Genomic DNA, 16,845 nt, shown 5'->3' on the forward strand with positions numbered 1-16,845 from the left:
CTCGGTCTATGAGAAAGTGGGAACTCTTGAGGCTTCTGCGGTGTCCGCTTTTAATAAAAAGCTCCGGCCTTCAGGCCGGAGTATTTTACTGCCCGGCGACGATTTATCGCTTGCCTACGAATAGATACAGCCCACTCTTGCCGGGCGCGACAATATCGAGCCTGCCGTCGCGGTTGATGTCTTGGACGACAATCTGCAGGCCGGTGCCGGTCTGGGTGCCGGAGTCGATGACGAACTTCTGCCAGGTCTTTTTCTTACGGTCGAACTGGTAGTAGTAGAGGCCTAGGGGCTCCTCTGCACCAGGATCGTGGTCGTGGGCGAGGTAGCGCTTGCCGGTGAAGACCTTGTCCCCAACCAAGACCAGCGTGTGGAACTGCGATGCGGAGAGGTCGATGGGAAGCTGCTCCCACTTGCCGCCGCCAAGATTATGGAGCCAGTAGAGGCCGTAGTTGTGGCCGCTCCCAAAGACAATATCGTTCTTGCCATCGCCGTCCACATCAAAGACCGGGGTCGAGATGCCCAGATCGCCAGGCTTGCAGGCGAACTCGGGGTGCCAGGTCCACTTGTCACTCGTTGCGTCGACATTCTCCCACCAGCCACTCGCGGTCACCAGGTCGCACTTGCGGTCGCCATTGACATCGCCAAAGCCAATCCCATGGCCCGCGCCCTGGTTGCCGACTTTATGCTCGACCCACTGGTGCTCCCGCAGCTCGTACCAGACCACTTGCCCGCCGCAGTTGGGAAGAATATCTTTTGCGTTCTTGCCCGTAAGCGGGGCAAAGACCGTGGTCTCGGCGCTTCCGGGCTTGGCGATGGCGTGGCGCGCCCAGTTTCCCGTCGCGCCGCCGTTGTTCTCGTGCCAGAAAAGCTCGCCGCTGGCGTAGTCCGACGAGACAATATCGACTTTCTTATCGCCATTGACATCGACCGGGAGCTCGGCGAAGCTGGCACGGTAGCCGCTGGAGCCCGGCCCACGGCCCCAGACCCCGATCTCGCGAAACGGGTGCGGTGTCCACCTCGGCGCCTCGTACCACGTATCGCCCGAGATGAGATCGAGCTTGCCATCGCCGTTGATGTCGGCCACACCCGCGGCCTCAAAGTCCGACGCGGCATTGACCACGACCTTCTCGAACTTCAGCGCCGACGGCAGGGTGGGCGGGACAACGGCAGCGTTTTTCTGCTGGGCGCTCGCGGCGAGGGCAAGCAGGCAGAGAGAGAGTCCAAGGGAGCGTAGCATCATAGCACTGGGATTATACCAGCGAGCAATGCCCCCTAACCCCCGCCCGGTAGGGGGACAACAAGGTATTCGTCTTATTTCCTCCGCTTGCGGGGGGCAGGGGGCTGGCTACGCTACCAGCGAGCGGATTTTATGGCTGAGAAGCTCTACGACCAGGTCGAAGTTGGCTTTCTCGGGGATGATCAGGTCGGCGAACTTCTGGCTGGGGGCGACAAACTGCTGGTGCATCGGGCGCACGGTGGCGGCGTACTGGTCCAGCACGGACTCCAGGCTACGGCCGCGCTCGCGCGTATCCCGGCGGATGCGGCGCAGGAGCCGGATGTCGTCGTCGGTGTCTACAAAGATCTTCAGGTCCAAGAGCTCGCGGAGGGCGGGGTGGGTGAAGATCAAGATTCCCTCCACCAAGATGACCGGGTGGGCGCGCTGCTCAGTCGTGGTGGGGAGCCGGTGGTGGGTCGCGAAGTCGTACTGGGGCACGGGGACACTGTGTCCGGCTCGGAGCGCTTCGAGCTGCTGGACGAGCAAGGGGAAGTCGATACAGTCTGGGTGGTCGAAGTTGCCGGAGGCCCGTAGCGCCTCGGGGAGCGTGTCGATATCGCGGTAGTAGCTGTCTTGCTGGAGCGCGACCAGCCGCTCCGCCCCGACCGCATCCCGCAAGCGGGTCGCCAGCGTGGTCTTCCCCGAGCCCGAGCCGCCTGCAATTCCAATGATCATGTGCGTGTCCCCTGAAGATACCCCATCACGCGGTCCCAGACAAGACCGCCCACCAGCCGCCCGATACGCCGTCCCTCCAGATCAGCGGACTCAAAATGAATCCCGCCGTAGCGCCGGGAGACACCCGCCTGCTCCGCGGCTCCTGAGAAGGTTGTCCACTGGCCAGCCAGAGGCGCGATCCGCCCGGTGCTGTAGACAAAGTCATCGCTACCCGTAAAGCGCTTGAGCACCTCTGCCGCCGCCGCGCTAAACGTGCTGTGCCCCGACGTATACTCGGGGAAGGGAGGGGTCAGGAAGTCGGCGGACTGCGACGGTACCCAGAAGGCGTTTCCGGGGGAGAGCGCACGGATGGCGGTGATGGGCCGCGAGGTATTGTAGTGGCGCTTGCACTCCCAGCAGGAGATACCTGCGTCCATCACAGCATTTCCCACCAGGAAGAAGCACTGCACATCACGGTCCAGGCTGTGACTGTCGCGGGCGGAGACCGCAAGGGCGAAGAGGAGCCAGTGGCCGGGGGGCTGCACCGAGCGGGGACCGTCGGCCCAGTACTCCACCCAGGACTTTTGCTGTGGGGTGAGGTCCGCCGTGAGCTGAATCACCTCGTTCATCTCCGCGATATAGAGCGCGGACCCAAACTCCGGGGGAGCAGCGGGGCGCAAGACCGACGACGAGCTCAGGGCGAAGGGGGTGACATTGCCCCAGTGCGGGCCGATATAGGCAGGAGTCGCGCCATTGGGAAAGCGAATCTGCTGCCAGTACTTGGGATCGACCACGGTATCGGGGCCATTGACTGGGACATAGCCCGTGGTATCGGCGTAGTTGTTGAGCTGGTTGGAGCCATCGCTGTGGCGGAACGTGAGTAGCTCCTGGGCGCACCGGTTGCCGATCCCCGCTGCCGTGGTCGTATCCAGCGACATATTGCTGGGGTCGTAGCCCAGCGCGAGTAGCTGCTCGTCGAAGCTGGCTTTATGGGCGGGATACAGATCGACCAGGACCCGGTAGGCAGCAAAGCTCACCGCTTGTGCCTTATTGCTCTCGGTGCGCTCGCCCTCGGGTCGTCGAAGCGCTCCCCCGAGCCGCGTCCCCAGCGCCACAGAGTCGTAGCACGACCAGGCATCGTAGGCTGCGGTGAAGACCATGGCAATAGCACGCGCATTCATCGGGGGGCCAAGTGTGGCATGTGAAATGGCGTCCAGAGTCGCCTCCGCCCACTTCCCTACCACCGTTCGTGGGATACTCGCTCCTCCCCCGCCACCGCCACAGCCGATCAGCGCGAGAGTAGGGGGGAGAGCCAGACCACCCAGCAGAAATTGGCGTCGTGTCAGAGGTGTATCGTTCGTCATCGGTGATTCTATCCTCCCTAACGACTGCGTTCCTCAGGTAAATGTTTCGAAAATTATACGGCAACAGGACCTTCAGCCTTCTTGCCAGAGAAAGCAGTGGCAGCTCTCCTGAAAATCAGATGCCATCATGTGCTCTATCGAATCGATAACTTCCTGGAGATACTCCGGGCTCTCACGATGACGATAATGACCATGCCAGTCTTTGAAGAATAGAATTGCCTCATTGGGCATGAGCTGGACGCTAAGAGTCCACTCAAAGGGCGGTGGAGTCTTTGGTTGTATCCCTAACTCTAGGGAGATCTTTAGCTTTCTAAACGACGCCAGGGTCTCTTCACGTAGTTTGCTCGGACGAATCTGGGAATGGAGAACGGGAAAGCGAGCGGCAAAGAGTTCGAGAAAACGCAGCTTGGCTACACCCTGCCGTCGGTCAACTTCCACTTCCCAGTGGTCCGCCGCATACCGTGCCTCGGGGGTCTCCAGGAGCGCATTTTTCTCCGCCACCCACCGCTCCGCGTCGTCCTGCGTGTACTCTTCGCCCCACGTGCCGATCATGCCACAGCCGGTGCAGGTGTACGAAAGATGCCAGCTTGTGCGGTAGCCGTAGCTCTGAATCTCCGCCCGAAGCGCCGCTGCCGCGGACTCTGGGCCATGAGCGAGCTTGCTCCAGAGCGCACGAGGAGCCAGCGACGGCGACATGGTCGTCACCTTGAACCGAAAGGGGCAGCCGCAGTAGTCGCAATTTGACTTCATCATGGGACGTTATCGCTCCAGCGACGAAAATTAGCAAACAAGCCACGACACAGACGATTTCCGCCACGCCTCGCTAGGTTTCTGCCTCTGGGCATAGGATCCCCACATCGCTCCATAAGACTTCTCAGACGCCAAATAGCGCTTCAAGCACGCTTCATAAGACCTCCACCAAGCGCGACAAGGCATCAGCCAGGGGGACTAGCGTGTCGGCTGAGGAGGACGAGGGTGGCGATGATACCGGGGATAAACGCGATGCCGCCCGCCAAGATGCCGTAGATCCAGAGCCCCATCACCCCCGAGTTGCGCGAGTCGCCGTAGTCGATGCCGTCGATCAGCTTGAAGAGGCACGCATTCACCCCGATCACCACCGCGACAATCACACGCCCTAGGAGCCAGCTACGGGAGACGCCGGGGACAAGAAAGACCGTGAAGGTCAGCGCGATAGCGACAATGGCTCCGACGATGCAGGTGCGCTCTAGAAACGTGTTGCCCGCTGGGGTGGGCGGTGTGTTGCGTGCTGCCAGCCAGCAAGAGAGCAGAAAAAAGAGGAACCAGAGTAGCTCAGGGCCAAGGAGAATAAGAGATCGCTTCATAGGGTTTAGGAGAGGATCGGCTTTATCACCGTACCGCTAACATCGGTGAGGCGCATGTTTCTCCCGCTGTAGGGATAGGTCAGCTTAGTGTGGTCCAGCCCGAGCAGGTGAAGAACGGTTGCATTGAGATCGTAGACCGTCTGGACATTCTCCGACGCGATATACCCCAGCTCGTCCGACGCGCCGTAGATGGTCCCGCCTTTCACCCCCGCACCCGCCAGCCAGACCGAGAATGCCTTGGGATTGTGGTCACGTCCCGAGCCGCCCTCGGTGAAGGGCATGCGGCCAAACTCGGTGTGGAAGACCACTAGGGTATCATCGAGCAGGCCACGTTGCTTGAGGTCCTTGAGCAGGCCCGCCACCGGGATATCGATCTCCCGAGCGCGCTTCTCGTGGTTGGCCACCATCCCATTGTGGGCGTCCCAGCTCTGGTCAAAGACCCCGCCGCCGGAGTAGATCTGGACAAAGCGCACCCCACGCTCGACCAGCCGTCGCGCCAGCAGGCACTGCCGCCCTACCAGCTCGGTCTCCGGCTTGTCCATGCCATAGAGCGCTTTTGTTGCCGCGGTCTCTTTACTCAGCTCCACCGCCTCGGTCGCCTCGGACTGCATCCGGTACGCCAGTTCGTAGGCGCGAATCCGGGCCGCGAGCTCTTGCTCTTGGGGCCGCTCGCGCAGGAACTCATCGTTGAGCTGGTGCAGGAGGTTCAGCTGCTCGCGTTGTTTCTCGGGGGAGAGGCCGCTCGGGGGCTTGAGGTTGAGCACGGGAAGGCCGGCGCTACGAAACTGCACGCCCTGGTAGTTGCTGGGCAGAAACCCCGCGCTCCAGTTGCCCGCGCCGCCGCCCACGAGCGCACGGGGATCGGTCATCACCACAAAGGCGGGCAGGTTCTGGTTCTCCGTTCCCAGGCCATAGCTCACCCAGCTCCCCAGGCCCGGTCGGCCGGCGAGGATCGAGCCTGTGAGCATGTGGTAGACCGCCGGGACATGGTTGTTACTCTCCGAGCGCATCGAGCGGATCAGCGCGAGCTCATCGGCGCAGCCTCCGATGTTGGGGAGGAGGTCCGAGACCGGCATCCCACACGTGCCGTAGTTCTTGAAGGCCCAGGGGCTCTTCATCAGCTTGCCGGGCGCGCTCCGTCCGCCCGTGTCGAACTCCTTCTTCCCTGCCACCGAGACCCCGTCTTGCTTCACGAGCTCGGGCTTGGGATCGAAGGTGTCCATGTGCGAGAGACCGCCAAAGCAAAAGATCGAGATCACCCGCTTGGCCTTGGGAGGGAAGTGCGGCTTCTTCGGCGCGAGTGGATCGTTGGCCCCCTCCGCCCCCACACGTGGAGGAACTGCTGCGGCATCTTCGGCGAGAAGCGCGTTGAGTGCCAGGGCACCGATGCCGCCGCCGGCACGGGCGAGGAACTCACGGCGGGGGAGGTAGTTTTTAGGGAACATAGACAAACTCATTGAGATTGACGAGTGTGTGACAGAGCTCGGCGAGGGAGCGGGTCTTGAGGAAGCTCAGGCTGAGCTGGCGCTCTCGGGGGCTGGGACTGCGGCCAAAGCAGAGCCGGTACGCCCGATCGACTTGTGCCCAGGTGTCGCCGGGACGCTCACGCTGGAGCCGCTCGGCGAAGAGGGCGGCCTGACGCAGGATCAGCGGGTCGTTGAGGAGGGTGAGGGCCTGGAGCGGGGTGGTGGTGACATTGCGCTGGGCGACCGTGTAGGTGATCTCGGGGCAGTCAAATACCTCCAGCTGGGGCAGGAGGAGAGAGCGCTTGACCTTTACGTAGACACTCCGCCTCCAGGTCTTGGGGCTATCTTCTGCCTCGTTGGGCCAGTTGAGTCCCTGGAACGTATCGGCACGCAGCGACGAATCGACGGGGGGATAGACCGCGGGGCCGCCGACTTCTAAGTTGAGTGTTCCCGCGACCGAGAGCAGGCTATCGCGCACGGCCTCCCCCTCAAGCCGGCGGACCGGCATGCGCCAGAAGAGCTTGTTGAGCGGGTCGGTTTTGAGGGCGGCGGGACGGATATCCGATGCCTGCTGGTAGGTCTGCGAGAGGAGCATCGTCCGGTGGAGGGCCTTGATGCTCCAGCCGCTCGCCATAAACTGCTGCGCGAGCGTGTCCAAGAGCTCGGGGTGGCTTGGCAGCTCCCCATTCAGGCCGAAGTTACTCGTGGTGGCGACCAGCCCGCGCCCGAAGTGGTGCTGCCAGACTCGGTTCACAAGGACGCGCGCGGTGAGGGGGTTCTCTTTGCTGGTTAGCCACTTTGCCAGCGCGGCGCGGCGTCCGGTTGTCTTTGCGCCTGCGGCGCTGGGGCCCACTTCGATAGCACCGCCGGGCAAGGAGCAGACAAACCCGGGCTTGATCTCTTTGTCGGGCTGGTAGGCATCGCCGCGGCGTAGGAGAAACGACGGTCCAAAAGTCGGGGCTTTGTCGGTGACCGCTAGGGCCTTACCACCAGGGACATCGACCTCGCGACGCTCGGTGGGGGCGAAGATCGCTGCCAGGCGGTAGTAGTCGGTCATCTTCACAGGATCGTACTTGTGGTCGTGGCAGCGCGCACAGCCAATCGTCAGTCCCAGCACGACCGAGCCCGTCGTGGCCACCAGGTCGTCGAGCTCGTTGGCGCGGGTTCGGACGTTGTTCTCGACGATATCCTGAGGACCGCACGCCAGATAGCCCGTGGCGATCAGCGCACTTGGATCACTGGGCTTGAGCTCATCGCCGGCAATTTGCAGCCGGATGAACTCATCGTAGGGCAGGTCTTTGTTGAAGGCATCGATCACCCAGTCCCGGTACCGGTACATCAAAGGCCGGTCTTTATCGCCCTCGAAGCCCCCCGAGTCGGCGTAGCGCGCCAGGTCCAGCCAGTGCCGCCCCCAGCGCTCGCCGTAGCGCGGCGAGGCAAGGAGCCTCTCGATCAGCTTCTCGTAGGCGCGTGGGTCGGTGTCACGGACAAACGCCTCCACGTCTTCGGGCGCGGGCGGCAGTCCCCAGAGATCGGCGTAGACCCGGCGGATCAGCACACGTCGCGGGGCGGGCGGCGAGAGGGAGAGGTTGTTTTCCTTGAGCTTGGCAGTGATGAAGGTGTCGATACCTCTCCCCAACCCCTCTCCCAGACGCTCATTCTTCGCTGGGAAAGGGGCTTTAATGGGTTGGAACGACCACCAGGTCTGCTTTTGACGAGATGCGAGGCTTGTGGTCACTCCCCAGGGCGCACCGCCGTCGATCCAGGTCTTGAGGGTCGCGAGCTCGCTGGCGGGGAGCTTTCCTGAGGGCGGCATGAGCGGCGCGCGGCTTCCGGTCAGGAGAATATGCATCAGGCTCTTGGCGGCGTTGCCGGGCACGAGTGCCGCGCCACGGGTGCCGCCCTTGAGCGTGCTCTCCCGGCTCCGCAGGTCAAAGTGCGAGAGCTGCGTCTCCGCCCCGTGACAACCCACGCAGCGCTTCTCCAGAATCGGCTGGACTTTCTGGGTGAAATACACGGTGTCAACTTTGACCGTTGGCTGCGAGGGTTTCTGCGCTAGGCTTGGGAGGGCGAGTGCAAAAAAGAGCAGCGTTGCGAGCTTCATGCTTCTTCTTCTTCAGCGATTATTTTTTTTAGTGCGTAGAGCTCCATAAGATGCCGCTCGTCTTTGGGGCGGCCTGCGGCTTTTTTCATCGCGATAAGATCGTCAATAGAAGCAACACGGATGGAGAAGCCACCCAGATCCATAACGTTTGCCCTCTCCCAGAGTCCGTCAAAAGAGTCGATACCTGAGGGGAGAGGCAGAAGGTCAATGGCTCCAAGGTCCGTTTTCAGATTCAGGAAGCGGACTCGGCTAAGTTGGGATGCGGTGACACTGAATGGATTGTACGAGGGCCAGCCAAGTGGCTTTGCGTGCATCTCATTCATCGTGACAGCCAGACGCTCTCGATTCCCATCCTCAGGCGCAAAGCTAAAGTCAATGTCTTTTGTCAGGTGGGCTCCCCCATGTAAGTTTAACGCAATGCCACCAACCACAACAAACTGGACTTGCGCTTTGTGGAGACGTTCTATTGCTTCGACAAAGCGGGGATCAATTTCCGGCATGACGGTTTATCTTGACTCTCTCTTGAAGGCGCATCAAGCCGGAGACACAGCGCTCTAGCTCCTCTAGACGCTGCCTTGGAGTCAGGAGGCGATTCTCCCGGAGCTGATCGCGGCTGATGCCGTTCTCATCTGGATCGCCATTCCCACGGGCGTTGAGCCACTCAATAATCTCGTCCTCTGTCTTTGGTGCTTCGGTGCTCATAAGAATCCTATCGAGTATTATACCGAGTATTCATGACCCCGCTTGAGCAAGCAGCCCTGATCTGTCTTCACTACAGCATGTACTGCACGCTGGAGAAAATGCCGCTCTGGGTGGTGGGGGAGTGGGCGCTGGGGCAGGAGTTCAACCCGGAGATTAAACTTGAGACGGCGGATACCTACCACGCCGCCTTGGAGGGAATGCTGGCCAAAGGTTGGCTCCGTGTGGTGGACAAGACCCCGGAGGAGCGGCTTGCGAAGCTCCGGGCGGCGGGCTGGATCGGCCCCAACCCCCACTGGATTCCCCAGAAAGGCGACCTTGACTTCACGCGCAAAGGCTACACGCTCTACCGTCGTATCTGCCGCGCGAACGGAACGGCGCATCCGGAGAGCCTTCTGTTTGTCGAGGAGAGCAAGCGTGTTGTTCAGATTGTGGCTTCGACAAAGGCACAGTGCTTGAGGGCCTTTCAGGAGAGCATGGGAAGCTCCCCCGGACGCTACGGAGACGAGCTTGCCTCCTATGTCGGCAAGCCTGTACGCGTACTTCGTGTTGAGGAGCCTGAGCGCGTGGGGCGCTGGATGGAGCGTGAGATGAGCCCGCATCGTGGGGGCTGGCGGATTCAGGTGCACTACCAACCTATTCGACGCTGTCGGGTCGAGATCCCAGAGCTGGGCGTGACGGGCTGGCGTGAGACCATGCACCGGACGACCATCACAGGGAGAGTTCGCCCGGAAGGCGCAAAAAAGTCACTCCATTTCGAGCTCTCAGAACCCGTCGATTGCGATAGCCGCAAAACCGTGAGCTACCGCCCCCGCTTGATTGTCTACGATGGTAAAAACACGCCAAAGCCGATTTTGACGGTCTACCACGGCGATAGTGTGAGTGCCGGTGGGATTGGGGATGGCTTTACCCACTTTCAGTGGCACGGTAGCACGGCGCTGCCCCAGCCCATGACACCGGAGCTGGCCGTTGCGGCTCTGCGCGAGGGCATTCTTGCCTGGCAGAGCCACAGGTCGGGGGGCTAGTCGGTCTTTTGCTCGATGAGGGTGCCAAAGCGCTTGCCGATCGCGAGGGCGGGATCGAGGGGAACATCGACCGCAACGCAATCGGCGGGGATGGAGATGGTCGGGGTGGCGCGGAGCGATTTCCCCTCGAACTGCGGCAGGTAGGGGCGCAGCTCGTCGAGCATCTCACTGGTTAGCTCCCGAATCTCCTTGAGCGTGCAGACCGCCGAGGTGAGCGGATCCAGCGCGAGGGCGTGGACTAGGTGCTCCGGGTCGCCGCCCAGGGCGGCCTCGGCGCAGAGGGTCTGGACATTGATATTGGTCTGGCAGAGCGCGGCGCACTGGGGCGGGAGCTCGCCAATCACGGTCGGATGCAGACCGGTGTCGTCGGCGAAGGTGGGCACCTCGACACAGCAGCCATTGGGGAGGTTGGTGATGTAGCCATCGTTGCGGACATTGCCCATCAGGCGAAACGGCTTGCCGGTGACGACAGCCTCCAAGATGTAGGAGCAGTACTCCACACTCCGGGCCTCGATCGTGGTGGACTCGAACTGGAGCGGATCGACCTTCTCGTACTTCTCCGCCATCGCCTTACCCCACTTGTAGTACGCGCCGCTCTCCCCGCCAAAGCCTGGCTCGTCACAGTAGAGGTCGAGCGCTTTCTGGTTGTTGCGAAACCACGGCACATACTCGCTCAGGTGCCCGGTGGACTCGGTCATGAAGTAGCCGAACTGCCGGAAGACCTCGCCGCGCACTTTCTCATTTTTGTAGTACTCGGGCTTCTCAAAGAGCTCGCGGAGCTGGGGGTAGAGATCGCGGCCGTTGTGCGAGAGCTTGAGGAACCAGTCCATGTGGTTGATCCCCCCACAGACAAAGCTAATCTCGTCTTTGGGGACGCCACAGTACCCGCCGATGAGATCAAGGGTCGTCTGCACCCCGTGGCACAGCCCGATAAACGGGACCGTGCTCACACGGCCCAGCGCGAGGCAGTTGGCGGCCATGGGGTTGGCGTACTGGAGCAGGATCGCGCCCGGCTTGGCGAGCGCCTCCATGTCCTTGGCGATCTCCGCGAGCACGGGGATATGGCGCTGGCCACGGAAGAGGCCGCCCGGCCCGAGCGTGTCGCCGATGCACTGATCGACTCCGTACTTGAGGGGAATCTCGTAGTCCACGCCGTAGGCATGAAAGCCGCCGACCTGGATCATCACCACCACGAAGTCGGCATCCTTGATGGCTTCTTGGCGGCTGGTGGTCGCCCAGACACTGCCCGGCAGTCCATTGTCAGCGAGCATGCGCTGCCCGAACGCCTCCATCCGGCGGAGCTTGCTCTCGGTGGGGCTCATCAGGGCGAACTCACAGCCGTGCAGGGCGGGGGTTGCCATAATATCGGACATCAGGGTCTTACAAAAGACGACGCTTCCTGCGCCGATCATTGCGATCTTCTTCGACATACCCAGATTTTACCTGATCCGGCCGTTCTAACGGGGGAGGTGGGCGTAGAATTCGGCGCGCTCGGGCTGGTCGAGGGCGCGGTAGAGGTGCTCCAGCTCCTCGAAGACATAGGGATCGGGCGCACCCGCGGCGGCGCACTCTTGCTCCAGGCGAAGCTGAATCGTCAGGGCTTCTTGGAGCTCGCCCTTTGCCCGCAGGGTCCAGGCGATCATCCAGTGGGCAACCCGGATACTCTCGGGCTTGCCCGTCCGTTCCTGGGCGGCGAGGGCGAGCCGGAACTGGGCGAGGGCATCGTCGTAGCGCCCGAGCTGGTGCAGGGCATAGCCGACATTGTTGCGTAGGCTCGCCTCCCACTTCTTGGCCTCGGCTTGCGCCGATTGCTCCATGTAGGTGAGGGCCTTCAGGTCCCAGTCGAGCTGCGCCTGCGGCTCGGTGTCTACAAAGGCCATCATGTGGAGCGCATCGACCGCGAGGTAGTCGAGCTGGGACGCTTTTGCCCGCTCAAAAGCGCGGGTGTAGCTCTCGCGTGCGGTCTGCTTGGTTTCGGGGGTCTGCGCTTCTGCCGCGTGGGCCGCGGAGGCATGGGCACGTCCGAGCTCTAGGAAGTAGCGGACCTGGGCCTCCGGTGAGGCGGCGGTGATCTCTGGCTCAAGTGTTTTGAGGAGCTCCTGGGCCTTGGCGAAGTCGCGGCGGAGCCCAAACGTGCGGGCGAGCTGTGTCTGCAAGATCAGGGCATCGTCCCCGGTTGCGCGCAGCAGTGCCTCGCGGAAGCGCTGCTCACTGAGAGCGGGATTCGCAAAGTCCCAGAGGGAGGAGAGGTCTACCACGCGTTTTGTTTCCTTTACTGGCGCCCACACTCCTTGAGCGCCAGTGAACCCGGAAAGAGTTATTTGCTAGACCCGCTCGTAGCGCGTGTTGCGCCGGGCGGGGGTGTAGCCTGCGTCCACGATCAGGCGCTCCATCTCGTCGGTGGAGACCGCGAAGGTGCAACCGGCCGTGCTCACCACGTTCTCCTCCATCATGGTCTGCCCAAAGTCATCGACCCCGTAGCGCAGGGAGAGCTGCCCGATCTTGGGGCCTTGGGTCACCCAGCTTGCCTGCATGTGGGCGAAGTTGTCCAGCATGAGGCGGGAGATGGCGATCGTGCGGAGATAGTCCAGCCCCGAGGCGCGGGTGCCGCCCAGCTCGGTGCCATCGGGCTGGTAGCTCCACGCGGCAAACGCCGTGAAACGCGCGGGAGAGTTTGCGATGCTCTCGTCCTGGAGCGCACGCAGGCGCAGGAAGTGCTCGACCCGGTCCTCGTAGGTATCCACGGAGCCGTACATCATGGTCGCGGTGGAGGGAATCCCCACTTTGTGCGCGACCCGCATGCAGTCCAGCCACTCATCGGCGGTGTCTTTGTACTTGCTGATAAAGTTGCGGACGCGGTCGGTGAGGATCTCCGCGCCGCCGCCGGGGATCGACTGCAGGCCCGCGGCCTTGAGGCGGGTGAGGGTCTCCTCCATGGTCAGCTTGCTGATGTTCTTGATGTAGATCAGCTCGGCGGGGGAGAAGCAGTGGCGGATGATGTGCGGGAACTCGGCGCGCATCCAGCTGAGGAGCTCCTCGTACCACTCGATCTTGAGCTTGGGGTTGAGGCCACCTTGCATCAGCATCTCGACCCCCCCCACATCGGAGAGCTCCTGGAGCTTCTGGCGGATCTGCTCCCGGCTCAGGACATACGAGTCGCCGCTCTTGTCGCCCGGGGTACGGTAGAAGTTGCAGAAGCTGCAGCGCACCCAGCAGACATTGGTGTAGTTGATGTTGCGGCTGACGATATAGGTGACGGTCTTCTCGGGGTTGAGGCGGCGGCGCACCGCATCGGCGAGGAGCGCGAGCTCATCGAGGTTGGGGTGGTAAAACAGCCGCAGGGCATCGTCGGCGGTGAGGCGCTCTTGCGCCCAGACCTTCTCCGCGATGTCGGCGATATCGCTCTCGGGGGCACGCTTAGACGGGGTAAGGGGGAACATGTTGGGTCGCCTTCTTGACTTCGTGATAGATTTCACAAAGTATACCGCCGCTGTATTTTTCTGTCAACTTTCGGGTTCATGGTACGATAGGAAGGAGATTAACATGAAGTACGCAGGAGTTTTCTTAGTCGGGCTGACAAGCCTTGCCTGGGGGCAGGAGAAGCCTCCTATCGCCCCGCCGCCCACCCAGACACAGAGCGAGCGTGCTACCCCGCAACCTGTTGCGCCCGCCACGGTCACCGACACGCAGGCACTGACTTTTGCCCCCCAGAAGATCGCGGTTCGCCTCCCGCTGGGCTGGCAGGTCTTGCCTGTCGCGACCCGCCAGTCCGGGACCCTGGCCAGCCTCGCCCCGCTGGGCACGTCGGGCGCGACCCTCGCGCTGTCCTACGCCGATGACCCCACACGCACACGGCTCCCCGACAACCTCCCGGCAACCATCGCCACGGCGCTGGGCAAGCGCTATCCGGGATTTCAGCAGACCGCCAAGCAGCGCCTGGCACTCGCCGGCGGCGATGCCTGGGTCCTCGATGGCCAAGTTCGCCCCTCGGGGCAGAGTGTCGTCGTGAAGAACCGGCAGGTCTATCTGTGCCACGCGGGCCGAATCTATATCTTCACGCTCACCAGCAAGAAAGACGACTTCGAGCGCCTGACCCCATCTCTGGACCGCATGCTCAAGAGCATTACCTGGCTCGACTAAGCACGACGCAACCAGAGCGGCATTACAGGTATCCTAGGGGTCATGGGAACTCTGATTCAACCTCCTGCACTTGTGCCGGGGATCGTCGCGCCGCAGGCCACGGGCACCGCAAGCTCGCTGGACTCGGTCCTCTCCAAGCTGTACTGGAGTGTCCAAGCACGCGGACCACTGCTGGTTGTCGGTGCGGAGAAGTACACGCTGGTCCCCGAGCCCAAGCCGCTAGACTTTTTTAGCGCGGGAATGGGCGGGATGTTTGGTGCGATGGGCAACATGGCCGAGCTCATGGGCCAGAAAAAGACCCCGCCGCCGACCCTGGAGCCCACCCCGCGTGAGGGCTGGAACCCGACCGTGCTCGCTCCGCGCTTTGGGGGACAGCTCGTGCGCTGCGGCACGGTGACGGTCTTTGCGCCGCTCTTGCTCCCCGATGCCTCCAAGAAAAACGATCCCTTCGGTGGGCAAGACATGGCCGAGCTCATGCAAGAGGGGATGGCGATGGGAATGGGCGGGAGCCGCTTGCTTCCTCTGCTGGCGAGCCTCACCCCCAGCCAGGTGACCCAGGCCAGCTCGACTGCGGGCCTGCCGCTTGCCAGCCTCGATAAAAACCAGCGTGCGCTCCTGCAGCCCCTGATGCGGCGGACACTCACGTTCCGGTTTGCCCAGAAGCCCAATCTGCCGCCGGCGACCCCGTTGGACCCGGCTCCCCTGATCCCGCAGGCCGACCAGAACCAGTTCCGGCTCCGCCTCTCCCGCAGCCTGAGTATCACCCCGCAACTACCGCAGTTCACCGCGAGTGGGGGCGGGCCGCGCATGGCGATGCGCCTTGGTAACCTCGTGGCGGAGAAGAATGTGGGCGAGTCGCGTGCGCTGGCGCTCAAGCCGGGCAAGCAGCTCAATCCCATGGCGATGCTCAGCATGCTGGGAATGGGCGGCAACGACAAAGGCACTCCCGCCCGCCGCAAGCCCTCCGACCTCAACCCGGACTCGGGTGCCCTGAATGCCCGTGTCTCTCTGGAGGGGGTCAGTACGGTCGAGGAGCTCGTCGCTCGAATCGCTGCTGCTACCAAGGTTCCGCTCCTCGCCGACCAGCGCATTGGCAAGCTCAAGGTGAGCGTTCGCGGGACAAGCGCCCGTGCCGGAGATCTCGTCGAGGCGCTCTGCTGGGCTGTCGGCGGGGCGGTGCGGCGCATCAGCGACGACCGCGAGGCGGTGTTCTTGCTAACGGAGCAAGCCCCGCTCAAGACCAGTGCCAATCCAATTGCAACCATGATGCCCGCGATCACCGGCATGATGCAGGACCAGAAAAGCGCTGAGCGCAAGGCGGTCGATGCCCGGATTCGGCTGATCCGCCAGCGTACCCTCGCAGGCATCTCACGCGGGACGGGCTCCGAGTTTGGGGAGCAGTTCTGGCGGATCGCGGAGGCACGCCCCACTCCCGAGGGGAACCTCATTCCCGCCGCTGAGCTCTCGCCGGATGTCCTAAAGCAGGCCCAGGAGCGCTACAACGGCTTTGCCACGGCTATCGCCGCCATCCCGGATGGGACGCCGGGGATCACCAAGCCGGCTCAGGGCGGCCTGACCCATGTTCGCTGTGGCCAAGAGCTGGTTGCGGAGCTGGTGGCACCGACCCTGGGAGCTGTCGCGACCCTCACCACCACCGATGCCAATGAGATCCACCCCGAGCTTCCCGTTCCTGCGCCGCCCCCGGCGGTCGGCTTCCCTGAGACACTGAAGCAGCGCGTCCTCTCGGTGGCGCTCCCGGAGACAGCCGCGCTTGCGGAGGCCCTGGTAGAGTCGGCGAGTACGCATGGCATCACCGAGCTTAGAGTTTCCGTGCCTGCGTCGGGGGAGAGAGCGCTCGCGACCCTGGCTGCCGCCGCAAAGGGTAAGGTCGGTGTGGTCGCGGTGTTAAGCCCGCTGGAGCCACTCACCTCCGAGGCCCCGCGGGATCGGTCGTGGGCGGGCCAGACCTTTCCTGAGTGGTTTGCCCTCCCGGAGTCGAAGAAGATGATGTCCGACCTGCCCCCTCAGCTCGCACCATTCCTGAGCCGGATGTTTGCGCAAGACTTCCTGACGCCGGAGAGCGCAGATGTGGCGAGCTTTGTCGCACGTACCAAGCGCCTCCTCGCCCTGCCGGGGGTTACGGGATTTGCTCTGGAGCGCCTCGCCGCGCCGGGCTACCGCGAGGGAATCGGGGGAATGGGCGGTGCCGAGGGCTTCTTCTGGCAGGGGGGGGCGAACGCACGGGAGCGGGTCGCCTTTGCCCGAGACCAAAGGTCCGACCCGGCGGAGCTGGGCGGCTTTAGCTTTACCGATATCTTCAGCGGCGGGAGCGTCCGCAGTGCCTGGACCAAGCGCACGACAGCCCGTAGCGATGCCTTCCTTGGGCGCCTCACCGCAGGGCTCACGAAGGCGGGGCTCGCCCCCAGCTCGGTGCTGACCACTGCCGAGCCCCCGCGCTGGGAGAAGTGGACGGGCAAGTACCCTGGGGGCTCTACCGTCAGCAGCGCGATTCGTCCCGTGCTCAAGACCCTCTCCTACAGCCGAATCCTCGCCCAGCCGGGGCAGTTTGGCGATGCCAGTGAGTTCGCGGGCTTCGACGACCCCGATCAGTTTACAGGAGTCCTTGGCAAGGAGCTCAGTGGCTTCAATGCCCCGGACGCGGAAGTGCGCTGGGATGGCCTGGTACTCGACCTGGCAGACCAGACCGTGGAGACCACGTTGGCAATTCTAGAGCGTGCTCTGCTCAAAAAATAAAACCAAGGGCAAGGCTAAGA

The 16,845-nt window shown here is 62.9% G+C and carries 15 protein-coding genes; 3 read left to right on the top strand and 12 right to left on the bottom strand.

Annotation, left to right across the window (positions count from 1 at the left end):
- Positions 1 to 103 precede the first annotated feature (103 nt).
- The 9 genes from HNQ39_RS24960 to HNQ39_RS25000 form a co-directional block, all read right to left on the bottom strand.
- A complete protein-coding gene (locus tag HNQ39_RS24960) occupies positions 104 to 1,240 on the bottom strand; it encodes an FG-GAP repeat domain-containing protein (protein WP_184203310.1) in 1,137 nt (378 codons plus the stop codon).
- A gap of 105 nt (positions 1,241 to 1,345) precedes the next feature.
- Positions 1,346 to 1,951 (bottom strand): uridine kinase, encoded by a 606-nt coding sequence (udk, locus tag HNQ39_RS24965; protein ID WP_184203312.1) that lies wholly within the window; start codon positions 1,949 to 1,951, stop codon positions 1,346 to 1,348.
- Positions 1,948 to 3,294: a vanadium-dependent haloperoxidase gene (locus tag HNQ39_RS24970; protein WP_184203314.1), complete on the bottom strand. Its 1,347-nt coding sequence runs from the start codon at positions 3,292 to 3,294 to the stop codon at positions 1,948 to 1,950. The genes udk and HNQ39_RS24970 overlap by 4 nt, the downstream gene beginning before the upstream one ends.
- Before the next feature lie 72 nt (positions 3,295 to 3,366).
- Positions 3,367 to 4,047 (bottom strand): hypothetical protein, encoded by a 681-nt coding sequence (locus HNQ39_RS24975; protein WP_184203316.1) that lies wholly within the window; start codon positions 4,045 to 4,047, stop codon positions 3,367 to 3,369.
- A 182-nt stretch (positions 4,048 to 4,229) separates the two neighbouring features.
- Positions 4,230 to 4,637: a hypothetical protein gene (locus HNQ39_RS24980; protein ID WP_184203318.1), complete on the bottom strand. Its 408-nt coding sequence runs from the start codon at positions 4,635 to 4,637 to the stop codon at positions 4,230 to 4,232.
- Between the two features lie 5 nt (positions 4,638 to 4,642).
- The gene (locus HNQ39_RS24985; protein WP_184203320.1) at positions 4,643 to 6,082 is read right to left on the bottom strand and encodes a DUF1501 domain-containing protein; all 1,440 of its coding nucleotides are present in this window, start codon (positions 6,080 to 6,082) and stop codon (positions 4,643 to 4,645) included.
- On the bottom strand, positions 6,072 to 8,207 hold the full coding sequence (locus HNQ39_RS24990; RefSeq protein ID WP_184203321.1) for a PSD1 and planctomycete cytochrome C domain-containing protein: 2,136 nt from the start codon (positions 8,205 to 8,207) through the stop codon (positions 6,072 to 6,074). The genes HNQ39_RS24985 and HNQ39_RS24990 overlap by 11 nt, the downstream gene beginning before the upstream one ends.
- Positions 8,204 to 8,707 carry a nucleotidyl transferase AbiEii/AbiGii toxin family protein gene (locus HNQ39_RS24995; RefSeq protein WP_184203322.1) on the bottom strand — a complete coding sequence of 168 codons (504 nt, stop codon included), beginning with the start codon at positions 8,705 to 8,707 and terminating at the stop codon, positions 8,204 to 8,206. Before HNQ39_RS24995 ends, HNQ39_RS24990 begins: the two co-directional genes overlap by 4 nt.
- On the bottom strand, positions 8,694 to 8,909 hold the full coding sequence (locus tag HNQ39_RS25000) for a hypothetical protein (RefSeq protein WP_184203323.1): 216 nt from the start codon (positions 8,907 to 8,909) through the stop codon (positions 8,694 to 8,696). Before HNQ39_RS25000 ends, HNQ39_RS24995 begins: the two co-directional genes overlap by 14 nt.
- A 32-nt stretch (positions 8,910 to 8,941) precedes the next feature.
- Between HNQ39_RS25000 and HNQ39_RS25005 the strand changes: the two genes are divergently transcribed.
- Positions 8,942 to 9,931, top strand: coding sequence for a hypothetical protein (locus HNQ39_RS25005; protein ID WP_184203324.1), 990 nt, complete (start codon positions 8,942 to 8,944; stop codon positions 9,929 to 9,931).
- Here the strand turns inward: HNQ39_RS25005 and melA are convergent.
- The 3 genes from melA to mqnC all read right to left on the bottom strand — a co-directional run bounded on the left by melA (position 9,928) and on the right by mqnC (position 13,371).
- Complete coding sequence (melA, locus tag HNQ39_RS25010; RefSeq protein WP_184203325.1) at positions 9,928 to 11,361, bottom strand: alpha-galactosidase; 1,434 nt, start codon at positions 11,359 to 11,361, stop codon at positions 9,928 to 9,930. The genes HNQ39_RS25005 and melA overlap by 4 nt on opposite strands.
- Before the next feature lie 27 nt (positions 11,362 to 11,388).
- Positions 11,389 to 12,189, bottom strand: coding sequence for a tetratricopeptide repeat protein (locus HNQ39_RS30730; RefSeq protein WP_184203326.1), 801 nt, complete (start codon positions 12,187 to 12,189; stop codon positions 11,389 to 11,391).
- 66 nt (positions 12,190 to 12,255) lie between these two features.
- Complete coding sequence (gene mqnC, locus HNQ39_RS25020) at positions 12,256 to 13,371, bottom strand: cyclic dehypoxanthinyl futalosine synthase (RefSeq protein ID WP_184203327.1); 1,116 nt, start codon at positions 13,369 to 13,371, stop codon at positions 12,256 to 12,258.
- A gap of 103 nt (positions 13,372 to 13,474) precedes the next feature.
- On the opposite strand from mqnC, the gene HNQ39_RS25025 reads away from it, so the two are divergent.
- The gene (locus tag HNQ39_RS25025) at positions 13,475 to 14,071 is read left to right on the top strand and encodes a hypothetical protein (protein ID WP_184203328.1); all 597 of its coding nucleotides are present in this window, start codon (positions 13,475 to 13,477) and stop codon (positions 14,069 to 14,071) included.
- A 42-nt stretch (positions 14,072 to 14,113) separates the two neighbouring features.
- On the top strand, positions 14,114 to 16,825 hold the full coding sequence (locus tag HNQ39_RS25030; RefSeq protein WP_184203329.1) for a hypothetical protein: 2,712 nt from the start codon (positions 14,114 to 14,116) through the stop codon (positions 16,823 to 16,825).
- Positions 16,826 to 16,845: the final 20 nt, after the last annotated feature.

The organism is Armatimonas rosea (assembly GCF_014202505.1).
Taxonomy (GTDB): Bacteria; Armatimonadota; Armatimonadia; order Armatimonadales; family Armatimonadaceae; genus Armatimonas; species Armatimonas rosea.